This window comes from Aureivirga sp. CE67, assembly GCF_015767245.1.
Classification (GTDB): Bacteria; Bacteroidota; Bacteroidia; order Flavobacteriales; family Flavobacteriaceae; genus Aureivirga.
Genome location: NZ_JADOTV010000008.1, coordinates 72,199 through 89,881 on the forward strand (window position 1 = coordinate 72,199; position 17,683 = coordinate 89,881).

Here is a 17,683-nt window from a genome sequence, read left to right on the forward strand (position 1 = left end):
CATTTAATAAACAAAAGAAGTATTAAAAATAAATAATCTTAAATATTAACATTACACTTTTAAATACAACATCCGCGAAACATTAAATAAAAATATATTATTTTCATTTTAATCTTTTCCTTAAATTTATTGTCCAATTAACCTTAAAAAACCAAAAACGATGGAAAATCTATGGAATAAAACAGCTGAAAAATATTCTGATGATAAGGAATTAATTCAAAATATTTGGAAAAAAATTGAAGAGAATTATTCTGAAAAACAACGTCATTATCATAATTTAAAACATATAGAGTCTATGTTAAACTCGGCTATGTTTTTTAAAAATGAAATTAAAGATTTTGATGCATTTTTATTTTCGATTTTCTTCCATGATATCGTTTATGTGGTTTCAAGAAATGATAATGAGAAAAAAAGTGCAGAAATGGCCTCAGAGTATCTTAAACAGTTAAATGTTCCCGAATTAATTATAGAAAAATGTAGAGAACAAATAATAGCTACAAAATACCATGAAAATGAAAATTGTAGTGATACTTCTTATTTAATAGATCTTGATTTGGCTATTTTAGGTACTCCAGATGAAAAATATCAAGAATACGCTACTAACATTCGAAAAGAATATAGCAGATATCCAGATTTTTTATACAAAAGAGGTAGAAAAAAAATATTGAAAAATTTCTTAGAAAAAGAGAGTATTTATAAGACAAAATATTTCCAAGAAAATTATGGAGAAAAGGCGAAAGAAAATATTGAATTCGAAATGAAATCTTTTTAATTCAATATAATATAAAAACAAAAAAAGCTATTCAAAAATGAATAGCTTTTTTCATGTATTTTAAAAATATTAATTAGCTTAATACTTCTTGTACTTTATCAGCAGCTTCTTGGAACTCTACAACTGAATGTACAGCTAATCCACTAGCGTCGATTAATTCTTTTGCTTCTTTAGCATTTGTTCCTTGTAAACGAACGATTAATGGTACATTGATATCGTCTCCCATGTTCTTGTATGCATCTACAATTCCTTGAGCAACTCTATCACAACGTACGATTCCTCCGAAGATGTTTACTAAGATAGCTTTTACTTTAGGATCTTTTAAGATAATTCTGAAAGCTGTTTCTACACGTTTAGCGTCTGCAGTTCCTCCAACATCTAAGAAGTTAGCTGGATCTCCACCTGCTTGCTTAATTAAATCCATAGTTCCCATTGCTAATCCAGCTCCGTTTACCATACATCCAACGTTTCCGTCTAATGCAACATAGTTTAATCCTGCAGCGTTAGCTTCCACTTCGATTGGGTTTTCCTCACGGTAATCTCTCATTTCTGCAAGATCTTTGTGACGGTATAAAGCGTTATCATCTAAAGAAACTTTAGCATCAACAGCTAAAATTTTATTGTCTGAAGTCTTTAATACTGGGTTAATTTCAAACATTGAAGAGTCAGTACCAACATAAGCGTTATATAATGCTGTAACAAACTTTACCATCTCTTTGAAAGCAACTCCAGAAAGTCCTAGGTTAAATGCAATTTTTCTTGCTTGAAAACCTTGTAATCCTGCTAATGGGTCAATTTCTTCTGTAAAAATTAAATGAGGAGTCTCTTCTGCAACAGTTTCAATATCCATACCACCTTCAGTAGAATACATAATCATGTTTCTTCCTGTAGCACGGTTTAATAATACTCCCATGTAGTATTCTTCTGGATCAGATTCTCCTGGATAATAAACATCCTCTGCAATTAATACTTGGTTTACTAACTTCCCTTCTGCTGAAGTTTGAGGAGTTACTAAATGCATTCCAATAATTTCGTCAGAGATAGTTTCAACTTCTTGTAAGTTTTTTGCTAACTTAACTCCACCACCTTTTCCACGTCCTCCTGCGTGAACTTGAGCTTTAACAACATACCACTCTGTTCCAGTTTCTGCTGTTAATTGTTTTGCTGCTTCTACAGCTCCTTTATGGTTATCGGCAACTATTCCGCGTTGAACTCTAACGCCAAAACTGCTAAGAATTTCCTTTCCTTGATATTCGTGTAAGTTCATTACTAATTTTTGTTTAATAATCGTATGAGCAAATGTAATAATCAATTATCAGAAATGAGAAAAAAATCAGAAAAAAATTATTTTTTTATAAAGTTTAAAGAACTTAATCAATTTTAAACGCAACCTAATTAATCATTTCATTAGACTTCAATAAATTATATTATTATAATATTTTTTTCTTCAAAAAAGAATTGAATTTATTGTCAAAAACTCAAATTGAGAATTTTTAATTCATGTCTACAAAAATATCTGCATCTGATAAATTCCAATCATTTTCTAGAAGAATTTCCTTGATCATTTTTGCTTTCTTCTTTCTTAAATAAAAAACTTCTGATTTTCCGGCATAAACTCGTATAGATAAATCTGCACCGAATAAGTGGGTGTCAATTTTTACATTTCTAATCGAACGAAAAGCATGTGTTTCTTCATCATGAGAAAATAAATGCCAGTTTCGTCTTTTAACTGTTAGTAATTTTCTCTTCGTATCTACTTTTATTCTCCAAGGTCTCAATATTGCCATTGGTTGACCATTGAACAATAAAGCTATAAAAGATGATTTAGCTTCAATAATTTCTTTTTCTTTTTTCTCCATCTTATCTCATTTTTCATAAATAAATTCAAATATATTAAAAAGATAGGAGTCAAATCTTATTATTTTAACAAACATTTCTAAGCATTAATTCTAAAACATTTAGAATTTGTAACACCCGCTAAGTCTTCTCAAGAGGAAAAATTAATTATCTAAAATATTTTAGAAGTTCTTTCCGTAAAATCTAGAAATATCAAAATAGTATTTTACAGTTGCGCCATTTGGTTTCTTGTATTTTAAAACATCATAAGGTTTGCTATCTTTATAGATAATAGATTTACTTACAAATTCACAACCAGAACAAATATTATTCGCATACGTAAATTCTTGGTCTTCATTATTCACAATTACTGCTTTTCTTACAGAACTGGCATCTCTTTTGTCCTCAGAAAGTGCTTTCATACTTGAAGAACATGAAGCTAAAACTAATACAGAAGCTAAAATAGCTGTTTTAACAATTTTCATTTTTATCTTTTTTATTATTTAAAGCAAAAATAGTATTTAAAAGCAATTTGTTACTTTCAAATACTATTTTTTAGTCCTATTTTATTCTAAACTTTAAATTTTCAACTTTGTTATTTGTGAAAACATTTAAAATATAAACTCCGCTAGAAATTGTTGCTGGAATTTTTACACGAATTTCATCTTGAACCATGGTATTTGATTTTTCAAAAACTAATTGCCCCATTGTGTTATATATTTTTAAATGATCTATTTTTTCTTTTGATCTAATAACAATTTCATTCGTAGAATCAGCATAATACATCTTTATTTCAGACTTCACCTCATCATCTATATCTAGATTTTCTTTTGGTTTAAAAATAATTGAAAATCTATCTTCATATACTCCTTCATCAATAATATATTCGAAAGGTTCGTTTTCTAATTCGTAAGACATTCCTGTTTCTACATCTTTTAAAAATACTTTTGCATCTATATTATTTTTTTCATCCAAAATAAACTGATAAACTCCATTTTTCTCAGCTTTTACAGTTAGTGGAAGTTCTATATCCAAATAAAATTCTTCAACACCTGCAATAACAAACTTTTTTTCACTCTGATTAAATTTCCAATAAAAATCATTTGATTTTTCATCAATAAGTTCACTATCATAACCTAAATCTTCACCAAAAGTTAATCCTTCTTTAAATCCAACTGCTATTTGTCTTAAACCAATATTTCCATTTTCTTTAAAATGTCCAAAACTTAACTTTAATAATGAAGTTTCGTTTTCAGAATTCCTTAAAAGAGTTGATTCATTGCTAGATTCTGTTTTGAAAATTCTTTGTGAGTTATTAAAAACAATATTTCCTCCTGTAGCTGATCCCTTAACGAAAAATCCTTGCCCTACTGGAATATATCGTTTTGGTACTTTTCCACCTGTTAGATTTTCAGAACTATTATTGATATGAGTTGCTACTACTCCTCCTAATAAATTCAATGTAGCATATCCTCCTTCATAATCTGAAAGTTCATGCGAAGTTGCACTCACATGATCCCAAAAATAGATAGTTCCATTAATAGATTTTTTACTTAAATTATTATCTGGATTAGAAGTAATATCTGTATTTGCTCGAATAAAAGCATAAGCATCAATTGCAGAAGGATACGGATTTCCAAGTAAACTTTCGTTATCTGCTGAAATTATAGTCGAATATGTTCCATCATTTGGTTTTCCAACAAAAACAAACAATTCTTCTCTTCCAGTTCCTTTTATAGAAAATCCTTCCCCTGGATTCACATTAATTCCAGCATTTCGGATAAATTGCCAATCATTATAAGTCGAACCATTTATAAATTTCCAAAACCAATAATCACTTAAAGTTGGTGAAGTATCTGCATTATACGGACTTGTAGTATAAGCATAATCAGGATGTGTAGAAGTTGCCGTAATTCCCTCATAACCATTCAAAATTGAGTAATCCCCTCCTGTTTTTAAAATATTTTTCACATCATGATTATTATTAACCACATCTACAACTGGAGAACTTAAATACTGAACTGTAAACTTTGTTGGATGCTCTAAACTTCTTTGTCTATATAAAACTCCATTTCCTGAAACTTTAGAAGTTCCATCATGTTTTTGTATAATCTGTGCATCTCCTATAAGTCTAATTTCACCTTCTAAAATTAAACCTTCCTCAATATATAAAACCACTCCATCTTCAATCACTAAAATATTATCTTCTTTGACTTCTAATTCTTTTATTGTTGCATTTTCAGTAAGTGTAGCAGTCATTCCTGAGGGGCTTTGAGAATCAACCATAAACTTATAACATGAATCAGACATATTTGGAGCTCCATTTATAGCAGAACCATTTTTGAAAGAATTTCCGTTCCAAGCTATTAAATTCACAAAATAAACTTTGAAATAATCTTCATCAATAAAACTTACATTTGAAACATTAAATGATGATTCATTTTTTGTTAAATTATAAACTGTTCCTCCTGAAAAGTCACTATTCTCTGAAACCAAAAGCTTCATCTCTTGGCAAGAGCTATCAAAATCTGATAAATCTATAGTAGAAAAATCGAAACTCAAATCCACTGTTCCTACATTTCCTATTTCACTAACTCTCCATATTGAATTTAAATTAGTTTTATAATCATTTGTATCTAATTCAAGCTTTAAATCATTTATACTTTGCTTATTTGAACCCCAAAATAAAAATTCATTATTCCCTAAACTTGATGGGTTACTAACTTGTAAAATACCTGTTCCTACAGATAATGTATGATTGTCAGAATTTGAAACTCTTCCAATACCTGCAATATGATGATCAAAATTACCTTTTGATGGATTATCCATCAAATAAAAATCTTCAGAATCTAAACTATAAGCATATTTTCCTGATAAATAATTTTTAACAATGATATCTTGTGTATCATTTAAAGGAGAATCATATAATAAAATTTCTGCAATATTTCCTTTAAATAATTCTCCAATATTTTGAAGAGGTATCGATTCATTTGAAGCTAAATAACTAAAAGATACAGTATCTTCTGTATTATCATTTCGTGCATACTTAAAACGATAACTACTAGTTGTAGTTTTACTGAAAGAAATAATCGTTTTAGTATTCAATTCTGTAGTTGAGCTTGTTGCATAATAATTGGTTCCATTTGAGGTGAATGAAGGTCTTTTAATTCCAGTTAAAAACCCTTCTTTATAAAAATTTAAAGAAGTCACATCATTACTGATAATTTTTGAGATATCTCCTGAGTTATCTTCTCCTCTTAATACTACATAAATCTGTCCTTCATTAAAAGAAACATCTTGTACAGTTCTTAAAATATCATCACCATCAAACCTTAAATAAGGATAACCATTAAAGGAGTTATTTAATTTATAATTTGGCTTAAAGTCAGCATCTGGCTGAATATAATCACTTAAAAATCCACTTTTATCTCTCCAAAATTCGGCTTCTTGTTCTTGGTTAGATTCTTGATTTATTCCTAATCTATTAAAAGCATCTAACCACATTCTTAAAGAAGAAGATCCATTAATATTTCCAACTCCTCCTGGTCCTTTTCCCACAAAGGATGTTGATGATAATCTTCCTCCTAAAATAATTTCTGAACGACCATATAAAACGTCTTTTTTCAGTGTATTAATCCCAATATCTGTAAAAGAATTAGTGATTCCCCAATAGCTTATTGAATTATCTGGTTTTATATAAAGATCTATTAAAGATTGATTATTTAAAGCAGTTGCATACATGGAATAATCATATTCAATATCATAGCTAGCTCCAGAATTATTTCCAACCAAAAATACTCCATAATAATTTACATTATCTGTATAATAAGAATACATTCCATCATAGGAAGTAGGAATATCTGAAACTTTATACAAATGAACTCCTGAAAAAGAACCAGAAAAATCATCTATTTTAATATTTCCTGTTGCTGATGCTAATTGAAGTGACTGTCCTGAAAAATTAGAAGTGTATAGATATGTTGATTCATCTCCAATTGGTGCTCCAGAAGAAATTATCCCAAAAGTCCCATCATTAGAATTATAAAGTGTAGCATCATAATTTCCTGTTACATCTGGTATTATTGAAGTTCCTGTAGGTTCATCAAATTGATAATATGCTAAAAGACCTGTTTCTGAACCTTGAAGCTTTTTAGTCATATTTTCACGAATCTGTTCTTGTGTTCTTGGTACTGACCAAATTCTAAATTCATCAAATTTCAATTCATGATAATCATCTGCTGGCACACCTCTTTTAGCAAAAAAAACTTCCCTTCCTTTATAAACAGATGCTCCTCCACTTCTCTTAAAAAGTTCTACCTCAACTCCATCAATATACATTTTAGAATAGATATAAGGGCTCACATAAGAATTCCCGTCTGCATTTACATTTTCAATTGGAAGATTTGGGTCTTTATCACTTACAATAGCTATATGATGCCATTCTGAAGAAATTGTTTCTCCTTTATAATATGTTAAACCACCATTTCCTCCATTAGCACCATTATGATTTCCATTTGCAATGGTTAATTTTTCTTCATTACTCCATGAACCTGAACAACATTTATTATCCCAGATCCATTTATGTCTCCCTTGATCAGAATCAAAAGTTATCACAGGGTTCCCCCATGTATTATTAACTCCATCAACATGTGTATCAAATTTCACCCAAAACTCTATCGTGTGATATTCTCCTTTTATTCGTTCTGTTTGAATATAATCATTAACACCATCAAAACTAACTGCGTTCCGAGGTGATTGAGCATTAATTTTTAAAAAATTAAAAAAAATTAAAAAGCAAAGTAATTTAAGTAGGATTTTCGCCATAAATGTAATTTTGTGGCGAAAATATACTTTTTTAACAATTAAACAATATGCTTAACCGAAAAATAATGTACAAAAAAACACTTAACGGTTAAGTTAAGTGTTTCACTGAAATTATGTATTATTATTTTATTTTTTTAAAGGCTTTTGCACCCCTACTAAACCTACAAAAGTTTGTTGTGTCGGTGTAACTCCGTTAGCAGAAGGAACATTATATGGTGAATTACTAATTTCAACCAAACTTCCATCAGCATTTATATAGTAACCTCCAATATCTAATCCAGAATAAGCTCCTGAAACATATAAGAAACCATCTTGTGATTCAAATAAGTCTTTATTATCTAATGCTTCCTCTCCTCTTCTGAAAAAATAGTTTGGATCTAAAGATTTGTACAAAGTATTATCTGTTGCAATGTTAAATACACTCACGGTATTATTTTTAAAACTAGAAGTAAAAACTTTAGAATAATCATTACTACAAATAGCCCAACCAACATAATCACCTCCATTTCCAGTCATGATACTTTCAATTTCCAATCCTGTTGTGCTATCAATCGTTCTTAAACCTTTACTTAATTGATTACTTGTTAAATTCATACTTGTGATGTAAACATATCTATCGTTTGGTGCCCAAGCTGTTCCAACAGCACCTGCAACTCCTGAAGTTTCGTTATACATTTCATTTGTAAGCAATCCATCAGCAAAATCATAGAAATAAACTCTTGAAGGTTGTAATCTCGTAGGATCTACAGTATCTGATAATAAATCTGGAACTCCCCATGTTGTTACAGCAACCTTAGTTTCAGCAGTATTAAAGGTAACACAAGCTGGCCCACCATAATCTCCTGAATTGTATGTTACAGCAATATTATCAAAAGATAAAACTCCTGTATCAATATCAAACTTAAACATCGCTATGTTTCTTAAATCTGAATTTTGAATTGGAAAGTTTACTTCTTGTCCTTCAATATATAAAGGACTTGAATGTTGATTTGCAACAACTACCCAAATATCATTTCCACGACTAGTATATGCTATACTTACAGGGTGAATTCCTTGAGAATCAATATTATCAACTTCAGTCGTTGTTGGATCTTGGTCAATTCTCATTAACTCACCAGTATTATTATTCATTTTAAAAACAGAAATAGAACCATTAATTGGATTATCTCCTGTATTTACCACTAAAAGATAATCTCCAATAATTTTCATTCCATTTTGAGAATCAATCATTCCGTAGTCTGCAGCTCCTTTTCCTCCAGTTCCTATTGGAGATCCTGTTAATTCTTCTACTGCTCCATTTGCATATCTTCCCATACAAATTACCCCATTTCCTTCAGGAGCACTATTGGAAGTATATAAAAATCCTACATATCCTATTGGTGTTGGTGTTGGTGGTAATGGCCTAGGATTAAAATCATCGTCATCATTACACGAAGTTGTAAAAACCATCACAGCAATCATCATCAAATAAATTTTTTTTTTCATCATCTTATGGTCGTTTTTTTTCGATTTACCTAAAGTTAACCAATTTTGAATGAAGAATTTATCAGCAAATTATTTTTTAACAATTTTTATACTATTTAACATTTAGTTTAAAACTCATGTTATTCGACATAAAAATATTAGCATTAAAATTGTTTTATTATTTTGTAAAATTCATTGCTACAACTAAAAAAACATTGAGAAAATAAAGTATTCCTATAAAGCAGATTCAATTTATAAAACAAAACCCCTTCAAAAACATATCTTTACAAAATAGATTCTATTTATTAGCTTCAACCCTTATAAATACTAATGTTAAAAGAATAATACTAATCTAATATTTATAAAAATAAGCTCTGATTTTACAAAAAAACTACTTGTGTTTTATAAAAAACAAGAAATTCATAAAAAAAGAAAGCATAAAAAACGGTTATAATATATATCTTTAAAACAAATAAACGTATAACATCCAATGCTTTATGAAAAAAAAATATGTTTTAATCCTACTTTCCTTGTTTTCTTTTATTGGTTTCTCCAATAATTTAAGCAATTACACAACTTTTAACAATGACCTACAAACTTGTAATGATGATTTCACAACTGCTGTTTTCAACTTAAACCAAAATGACGCTGCTTATTCTGGTGGAAACGCAAATATTACAGTTACATATCATACAAGTATGAATGATTTGAATAATTCGATAGTGATTCCAAACACTTCTAATTATACTCCATCTTCTAATTCAGAAATTATTTATGTAAAAATATTTGATAATTTAGCTGGAACTTTCACAACAGATCAATTTAATCTTACTGTAGATGCCTTTCCAACATTCAATGATTTACAAATAGTTGAAATTACAAATGCTGATTTGACAGGAAATATCTACAATCTTCCTTCTAATTTATCAACCCTAATTAATGCAACTGAAACTATTCAATATTATTTAACTGAAAATGATCTTGATAACAATTCTAATGAAATTACGGATTTAGATTTTTCTAATGTTTCATATTATAGTAAAGTTTGGGCAAAAGTCACAGCAAATTCTTCAGGTTGTATTTCTAAAACTAGTTTTTCAATTATTCATCTTCTGAATGATCCAATAACTTTAGAAACTTGTTCTGAAACCGAGTTTGGAGACTTTGATTTAACAGAAATTGAACCTTTATTACTTTTAAACTCCACTCTCTCTGATTATACGTTTACTTATTTTTCTGACAATACTTACTCTACGCAAATAATTGATCCAACAAATTTCACAACAACTACTCCTAACACACAAATTGTGTATGTGGAAGTAAAACTTGTTGCAGATGGAAGTGTTGTTTTACAAAAAGAGTTCAATCTAAATATTCTTCCTGCTCCAGTTTTTGAAGTGAATAATGGTGATGAACTTTTGGTTTGTTTTGAAAATGGAACTAGTAATTATGAAGTTGACATTACTGAAATAAATGAAACAATCGTAAATAATACTACAAATATTATTTTTAATTATTATATCGACAACACTTATACTACAGAAATTTTAAATCCGTCTAATTTTCCAGAATCTAATTTCAATACATCTAATCAATTTTTAGTTTATGTTAAAGCTACAAATACAGATAATGGTTGTGAGTCTTTTATTGAAATTATTTTAAATTCTGCTCCAAAACCTCTTATCGACGATTTAGAATTATATATCTGTGAGAATGATTTTCCAGAATTTAACGGAGGAACAGATCATTATGAATTAGATCTTGAAGAAGAAATCAATGAAATTCTAAGTTCTAGTATCTTCCAACATACTTTTTATGATACTTTTAATGATGCTGAAAATGAAACAAATGCCTTGACAAATGGAACTTTAGAATATTTTGTAGGAGATTTTGATCCGGATCCTGATAATTTTAAAACATATTATGCCAAGACTAAAAACACTTCTACTGGTTGTGAAAAAATAATTGAAATTAAAGTTGTTTTCCAAGAATTTGAACCTTTTACATTTGGAGATTCTTTAGCAACTTGTGATGATAGTACTGTAGATGGCGTAACTTTAGTTGATTTAAATAGATTCATCAGAGAAGAAACTTCTTTAATTTTCGGTGATTCAAATACTAGCTACGAATATACTTTTCATTATACTATTGATGAAGCAAATGACTTAAATAATCTTGGTGTACCAGGAAAATATCAATTAATTTCTGATGGACAAACTGTTTATTTAAGAGTTCGAAATATAATCTCTGATTGTTATCAAGTTGTAGAATTCACAAACACAATTACCCCAATTCCTGATGAGATGCAAGATTTTGTATCACCTCAACCATTATGTTTAGATTCTCCTTTATTATTTCAAAATGATGCAACAATTTCAGTTCCTCCAAATGTTGATTATGATTGTCTATGGTCACAACCAATGCCTTCATTCTATACAATCGAAATAGATGAACCAGGGATGATTGAAATTGAAATTACACAATACCAAAATGCAGATCAGACTGGAACTCCTGAAGATGTTGATTTTATTTTATGGGGACCATTTACACATTATCAAGCTCCTGGTGGTTGTGAAACTTTAAATGTCGTGGAATGTAGCTACTCTGCTTCTGCTATTGAAACTTTTAGTTTTTATGGTGAAGAATATATGTTTTATCATTTAATGGTAACAAATTATGCTCAAAATCCGGATGCTTGGACAAATGTTTCTCAAATCAAAGGAGGAGGTAGTTCACAATGTGAAGCTGAGCAAACTATTGCTCTTTGTGAAGAAAACCTAGAATTATTGAGTTTCTCTACAGATCCTTATGAAGGTATGGATGGTGTAAATATCAAATGGTTTCAAGATGATAATGGAAATTTTATAGAAATTACAGGAGAAATTACGCACGAATTTATAGCTGATACAGAAGGAGATTATAAAGCTGAAGTTTATGATATCAACGGAAATTTAATTGATACATATTTTTTCACGGTTAGTGATTTAGACGATCTTTCTCAAGAACTAGAACTTCCAGAAGGATATTATGTTGGAATTGATAATCTAACTTACATTTGGTATTCCAAACCTCATGATACACCAACTGATACATATACATTTACCGAAATAACAGGAGCAAATACAAGTTCTATTACAGCTACAGATTCTGGAGTTTATAAATTAGAAGTATTGAATGAAGATGGAGATCAGGTTGGTGAGTTTTTGTACAATTTATATATCTATAGTAAAGCTGTATTTTCTGGTGTTACAAATCAAGGAATTTGTAATAATTCAGGATTTGGAACTTTTGATTTAGAAAATACAATTACGCAAAATTTGTTAAATGGTTTACACTCTAGTTTAGATCCAGATCTTTATGATATTTCTTTCCACGCCTCAGAAGATGGAGCTTATAACGATAAATTTGAAATTAGTGGAAACTATACCAATAATGCTGCTTTTTCTCAAGAAACAATCTGGATTCGAGTTGCTGTAAATGATGACAATAATGATCAAGTTGATTTTGATGATGATTTTGAATGTATCTCAGTGGTTCCATTTACTATTGAAGTTTTTGAAGAAATTGTAAATACAGACATTGCAGACATTTTAACTTGTGACACGAATGATGTAGGAACTAATTTTGATGGAATTGAAGAATTTGATTTGACTGCAAAAAAAGATGAAATCTTAGCAAATAATACTTATTTAAATAATCCTGATGTTTTTGAATTTGAATATTTCACAGACGCTGATTATAATTCTGGTTCAATTATTTCAAATCCTGAAAATTATCAAAATACAATTGCAAACCAACAAACTATCTACTTAAAAGTTTCGCAGCAATTTAGTCCTTGTCCTTTAGAACTATCTTTTGATATTATTGTTGAGCAAACTCCTGTCATCACAGCTATCCCAACAAATTCTGTTTGTGATGATGATCTTGATGGTCTTTTAATTTGGGACTTTACTCTTTTTGAAGATACTCTTACAGATGCTGGATTGTATACAATCGTTTATCACCAAACACAAGAATCTGCAAATGGATTGGATGATGCAATTATCACTAACTTTAATTCTTATCAAAGTGGAACTTCAACAATACATTATGTATTAACTAATCCACAAAATAATTGTGTAAATGTTGGCTCATTTGATTTAGAAGTTACTCCTTTTCCTGTTGTAGACCCAAATTATGAGTTCAAAATTTGTGATGATTTACCAATTGATAATAATTCTATTTTTGATCTAGAAGAATTTAAAGAAACTATTACACAAGGAAATACAGATTTAAGTATTGATTATTTTGAAAATTATGATCCAACTACGGAAACGTTTAGTAATCCAATTATTGATATTGTAAATTATAATTCACCAACGAAAGTAATTTTTGCAGAAGTAGCAGATATTGGCACCAATTGTTCTACAGTTACAGAAATACATTTAGAAGTAATTTCTGCACCAATTTTAAATATGAGTATTGCAGATTACGAATTATGTGATGAAGACTATGATGGATTTACATTATTCAATTTATCAATTAAAGAAACAGAGATTTTAGCTCCAACAGCAAATCCTGATCAGATAACTATTGAATATTATAATAATGAAAACGATGCAATTTTAGGCCAAGATCAAATCATTGCTCCAAATATTGTAAACTATCAAAATGCAACACAAAATGTACATCAAGTTTGGGTAAAAGCTTTTTATGGATTAAATGATTGTTTTGCATTGACAAGTTTTTATGTAATTGTTCACCCAAAACCTATAACTTATGATGTAAATACAATCCAATTATGTGATGATGGTGATGGAATTATTCCTTTTGATTTGACAAATGCTCAAACAACTTCAGAAATTTTAAACAACCAATTTGATATTAGCATATCTTATTTCACGGATTTAAATGAAGCAAATGTTGCTGTGGCTGATATGGTAAACGGAAATACAAGTTCTTTTGCTTACATTTCTACACCAGATAATTTTGAAAATACAATAACTCCTGTGCAAACAATTTATGCTGTATTGAAAAATGATATCACTGGTTGTGGAGCTGTTACACCTTTTAATATTGAAGTTTTACCTCAACCTGAGTTTCCAACAGATATTCAACTTTTAGAAGTGTGTGAGGATGAAATTAACGATGGAATTACAACTGTAATGCTTACAGATGCAGATCATTTTTATAATGAATCTACTCCTGAAATTATAGTTTCATATCACTTTACAGAAACAGATGCTATTAATGGAGATAATGATATTACTTCGCCTTATATTAATAATGCAACACCAAATAGTTTCTCAGTTTGGGTTCGTTTAGAAAATAATATCACACATTGTTACGATGTTTCAACAATGGATGTTTTAATTTTAGAATCTCCAGAAACGAACATTCCAACACCTTTAGAAGCTTGTGATTCGAATAATGACGGGTTTACAATATTTAATCTTACTCTGAAAGAAACAGAAATCACTTATGCTCTTGGAGATGTTGAAGTAACTTATTTTGAAGAACTAGATGATGCTGAAGATGAAGTTTATCAAAATTCAATTGGTAATCCTGAAGCATATCCAAATGTTGATATTAACAATCAAGTAATTTATGTTTTAGTTAAAAATGTGATTACAGGTTGTACGGATATTGTTCCTTTAGAATTAATCGTAAACCCAACGCCAACAGCAATTATTCCAGAAGCTATTGAGCTTTGTGATGACGATAATGCAGATGGATTTACAACTTTCGACCTTACTATACGTGAAGGAGAAATTGTAGCGGAAACAGGTATTTCTTTTGAATATTATTTCACAGAAGATGCTGCTCTTTCTGGAGATGTTACAAATACTACACAAGGAGTTGGATATATATTAAATCCTACAGCTTTTGTAAATGATACAAACCCACAAACAATTTGGGTAAGAGCAGAATATCCTAATACAAATTGTGCAAAAGTGGTTCCATTAGAGTTGATTGTAAATGAAAATCCAATTTTAACGCAACCTACTCCATTGGAAGCTTGTGATGATGATGTGGATGGAGATGATACAAATGGTTTTTATCAGAATTTCTTACTTTATGAAAAGGATTTTGAAATCTTAAATGGGGCAACTGGTGAAGTTGTGTATCATGAAAATGCTATCGACGGGCCTGTAATCAACAAACTTGTTCCTTATACAAATATCACTGCTGGAAGTCAAGCTGTTTATGCAGTTGTTTCTAATTCGGAAACAGGTTGTAATTCTTATGTAATTTTAGACTTAATCGTGAATCCGCTTCCAGCTGTAGAAGAATTAATCAAATTAGAAGCTTGTGATGATGATTATGATGGGCATGCTTTCTTCGATTTAAATAAAGCTACAGAAATTTTAGATCCATTTGGAGAATACACTATTTCTTATCATATTACAGAAGAAAATGCAAATTCTGGTCAAATCGAACTTGTTAGCCCATATTATTCTGTAGCATCTACAATTTGGATTAATGTAACAAATGAAGATACAGGTTGTTATATTGTACAACCATTAGAGTTAGAAGTTGACGAAATTCCAGAAATTGATCCAATTGAAGATTACGTTCTTTGTGAAGATGATACTAATAATGGTTTTGCAATTTTCTACTTAGACACAGTAAGAGATGGGATTTTAGCTTCGCAACCTGATTTAGAAATCTCTATGTATTTATCAGAACAAAATGCAGAAGACAAAGAATATCCAATTGATATTGATTCTCCATTCTTAAACACAGTTGCAAACCAACAAACTATTTGGGTTCGTGTAGAAAATGGAGCAGAATGTTTTATCATTACTAGTTTTGAATTAATTATAGAAAATATACCAAATATTGGAGATGCAAGTAATCCTTTAAGAACTTGTGATGATGATTATGATGGATATGTTTCTTTTGACTTAACACAAAAAGATACTCATTATTTAGCTGGGCAATTAGGAACAATTGTAACTTATCACACGAATCTTTATAATGCAGAAAATGATGTTGAAGATATTTTAGATTTTACAAATTTCTCAAATACAATAATTGACGCACAAGAGCTTTATGTTCGTGTTGAAAATCAAACTACAGGATGTTATGCAATTTCTACTTTAACCCTAATAGTAGAACCACTTCCTAAAGTTGAGATGAACCCTACGCCACTTGAGGCTTGTGATGATGATACGGATGGAGTAATTATTGTGAATTTAAAAGATAAAGAAGCAGAAATTTTAGATGGACAAAATCCAGCTGGAATCGTTCTAGAATATTATGAAGATGAAGAATTAACAATACTAATTGACGATGCAGATTTAATAGCTTATGCTACTAATTCTAAAACAATTTATGTAAAAGCTATAAATGATTATACAGAAGAAAAGTGTTTTGTGACAATTCCTTTAGAAATCATTGTGAATCCTCTTCCTGAATTTGTAGAATTAACAGACAGTACTTATTACTTCTGTGAAGATGACGGAGATGGAGCAATGACTATTGATGTGAATGATATGACAGATTCAATTTTAGAAGATGCTTCTTCTATGGATGTAAAATATTATTATTCAGAAACGGAAGCAGAAGCTAATTCTCAAAATTTCATTGTAAATCCTATCGATATTACTTCTACAGGAACTGTTTTATATGTTCGAATTGAAAATACAGAAACAGGTTGTGTTGCGGTTCTTATGCTGACAGTAAAAGTTGGAAGTTATCCAGAAATTGAAGCTTCTATTTCTAATTATATTGAATGTGGATTTGATGGTGTTGCAACTTTCGATTTTTCAAATGTAAATATCGCAACTTCTCCTGGAGATGTTTCGATAACTTATTATACAAGTCAAATAGATGCTGAAAATGAAGAAGGAGCTATCACTGACGCTTCAAATTACGAAAGTACTGCAACAACTATTTGGGCAAGTGTAGAAGATAATCTGACAGGTTGTACTGTAGTTACCTCTTTTGAAATCGAAGTGGAAGAAATTCCAGTTTTCGAATCAAATGCTGAAGAAATCATTTGTTTAAAAGAAATCGTAACTGCTGATAGCCCACAAATTGAAAGTATTATTAGTGTTTATAATGCAGAAGGAGATTATATTTATGAATGGACACATAATGGAACTATTTTAGCAGAAACAGAGGAGTCAATTACTATAACAGAAGAAGGAACTTATACGGTAAAAGCAATTAGCCAAACTGGAGAAAATAATTGTGAAAGTGAAATTCAAACTATTGAAGTTATTGGTTCTTACATCGCAAATCTTACAGAAAGAGATATTACTGTTTCAGGTTATGTAGAAGGATTTGGAAGTAATACAGTTGCTGTAAATACAACTGGATTAAATCTTGGAAATTATGAATTCTCAATTGACGGAGGACAAACTTGGCAAACTGCTCCAGTATTTACAGATGTCCCTGGTGGTGATTATATTTTAATGATTCGAAATGTATTGGATGGCGGATGTGAAGTTACTTCTGTTCCATTTGGTGTAATTGATTTCCCTAAATATTTCACTCCAAATAATGATGGAATTCATGATGAGTGGAAAATTTTAGGATTAGAAAGTGGAGATTATGTGAGTGTAGAAATCTATATTTATGATCGTTATGGAAAAGTAATTACAAAACTTGATCCTAAAAATGGTTGGAATGGATTAACACAAAATGGACATCCTCTTCCTTCATCAGATTATTGGTTCACTTTAGATATTGTAAAAGTTGTAGGTAGTTCAGTTGATGATACTCCAAACACAAGAAGATATACAAAGAAAGGTCACTTTAGTTTAATTAGACGATAATAAAGTTTTCATCAAAAAGAAA

The 17,683-nt window shown here is 29.7% G+C and carries 7 protein-coding genes; 2 read left to right on the forward strand and 5 right to left on the reverse strand.

Features of this window, described 5'->3' with window-relative positions:
• The first annotated feature begins 160 nt into the window (after nt 1–160).
• A complete protein-coding gene (locus tag I0K12_RS11265) occupies nt 161–772 on the forward strand; it encodes a hypothetical protein (RefSeq protein WP_196888103.1) in 612 nt (203 codons plus the stop codon).
• Nucleotides 773–845: 73 nt separating this feature from the next.
• Here the strand turns inward: I0K12_RS11265 and sucC are convergent, their stop codons facing one another.
• The 5 genes from sucC to I0K12_RS11290 form a co-directional block, all read right to left on the reverse strand.
• Nucleotides 846–2,039, reverse strand: a complete 1,194-nt coding sequence (sucC, locus tag I0K12_RS11270) for an ADP-forming succinate--CoA ligase subunit beta (RefSeq protein WP_196888105.1) — start codon at nt 2,037–2,039, stop codon at nt 846–848.
• A 226-nt stretch (nt 2,040–2,265) separates the two neighbouring features.
• On the reverse strand, nt 2,266–2,631 hold the full coding sequence (locus I0K12_RS11275; protein WP_196888106.1) for a hypothetical protein: 366 nt from the start codon (nt 2,629–2,631) through the stop codon (nt 2,266–2,268).
• Between the two features lie 159 nt (nt 2,632–2,790).
• Complete coding sequence (locus tag I0K12_RS11280; protein ID WP_196888108.1) at nt 2,791–3,093, reverse strand: hypothetical protein; 303 nt, start codon at nt 3,091–3,093, stop codon at nt 2,791–2,793.
• A 76-nt stretch (nt 3,094–3,169) separates the two neighbouring features.
• Nucleotides 3,170–7,432, reverse strand: coding sequence for a T9SS type A sorting domain-containing protein (locus tag I0K12_RS11285; RefSeq protein ID WP_196888110.1), 4,263 nt, complete (start codon nt 7,430–7,432; stop codon nt 3,170–3,172).
• 126 nt (nt 7,433–7,558) lie between these two features.
• Entirely contained in the window at nt 7,559–8,920 is a 1,362-nt protein-coding gene (locus I0K12_RS11290; RefSeq protein ID WP_196888112.1) for a hypothetical protein, read from the reverse strand.
• A 473-nt stretch (nt 8,921–9,393) separates the two neighbouring features.
• On the opposite strand from I0K12_RS11290, the gene I0K12_RS11295 reads away from it, so the two are divergent.
• On the forward strand, nt 9,394–17,661 hold the full coding sequence (locus I0K12_RS11295) for a T9SS type B sorting domain-containing protein (RefSeq protein ID WP_196888114.1): 8,268 nt from the start codon (nt 9,394–9,396) through the stop codon (nt 17,659–17,661).
• The last annotated feature ends 22 nt before the right edge of the window (nt 17,662–17,683 follow it).

Excerpts from the sequence above, each read along its gene's own strand:
- sucC (WP_196888105.1), bottom strand. The coding sequence starts at position 2,039 with ATGAACTTACACGAATATCAAGGAAAGGAAATTCTTAGCAGTTTTGGC.
- I0K12_RS11290 (WP_196888112.1), bottom strand. The coding sequence starts at position 8,920 with ATGATGAAAAAAAAAATTTATTTGATGATGATTGCTGTGATGGTTTTT.
- I0K12_RS11275 (WP_196888106.1), bottom strand. The coding sequence starts at position 2,631 with ATGGAGAAAAAAGAAAAAGAAATTATTGAAGCTAAATCATCTTTTATA.
- I0K12_RS11265 (WP_196888103.1), top strand. The coding sequence starts at position 161 with ATGGAAAATCTATGGAATAAAACAGCTGAAAAATATTCTGATGATAAG.
- I0K12_RS11285 (WP_196888110.1), bottom strand. The coding sequence starts at position 7,432 with ATGGCGAAAATCCTACTTAAATTACTTTGCTTTTTAATTTTTTTTAAT.
- I0K12_RS11280 (WP_196888108.1), bottom strand. The coding sequence starts at position 3,093 with ATGAAAATTGTTAAAACAGCTATTTTAGCTTCTGTATTAGTTTTAGCT.
- I0K12_RS11295 (WP_196888114.1), top strand. The coding sequence starts at position 9,394 with ATGAAAAAAAAATATGTTTTAATCCTACTTTCCTTGTTTTCTTTTATT.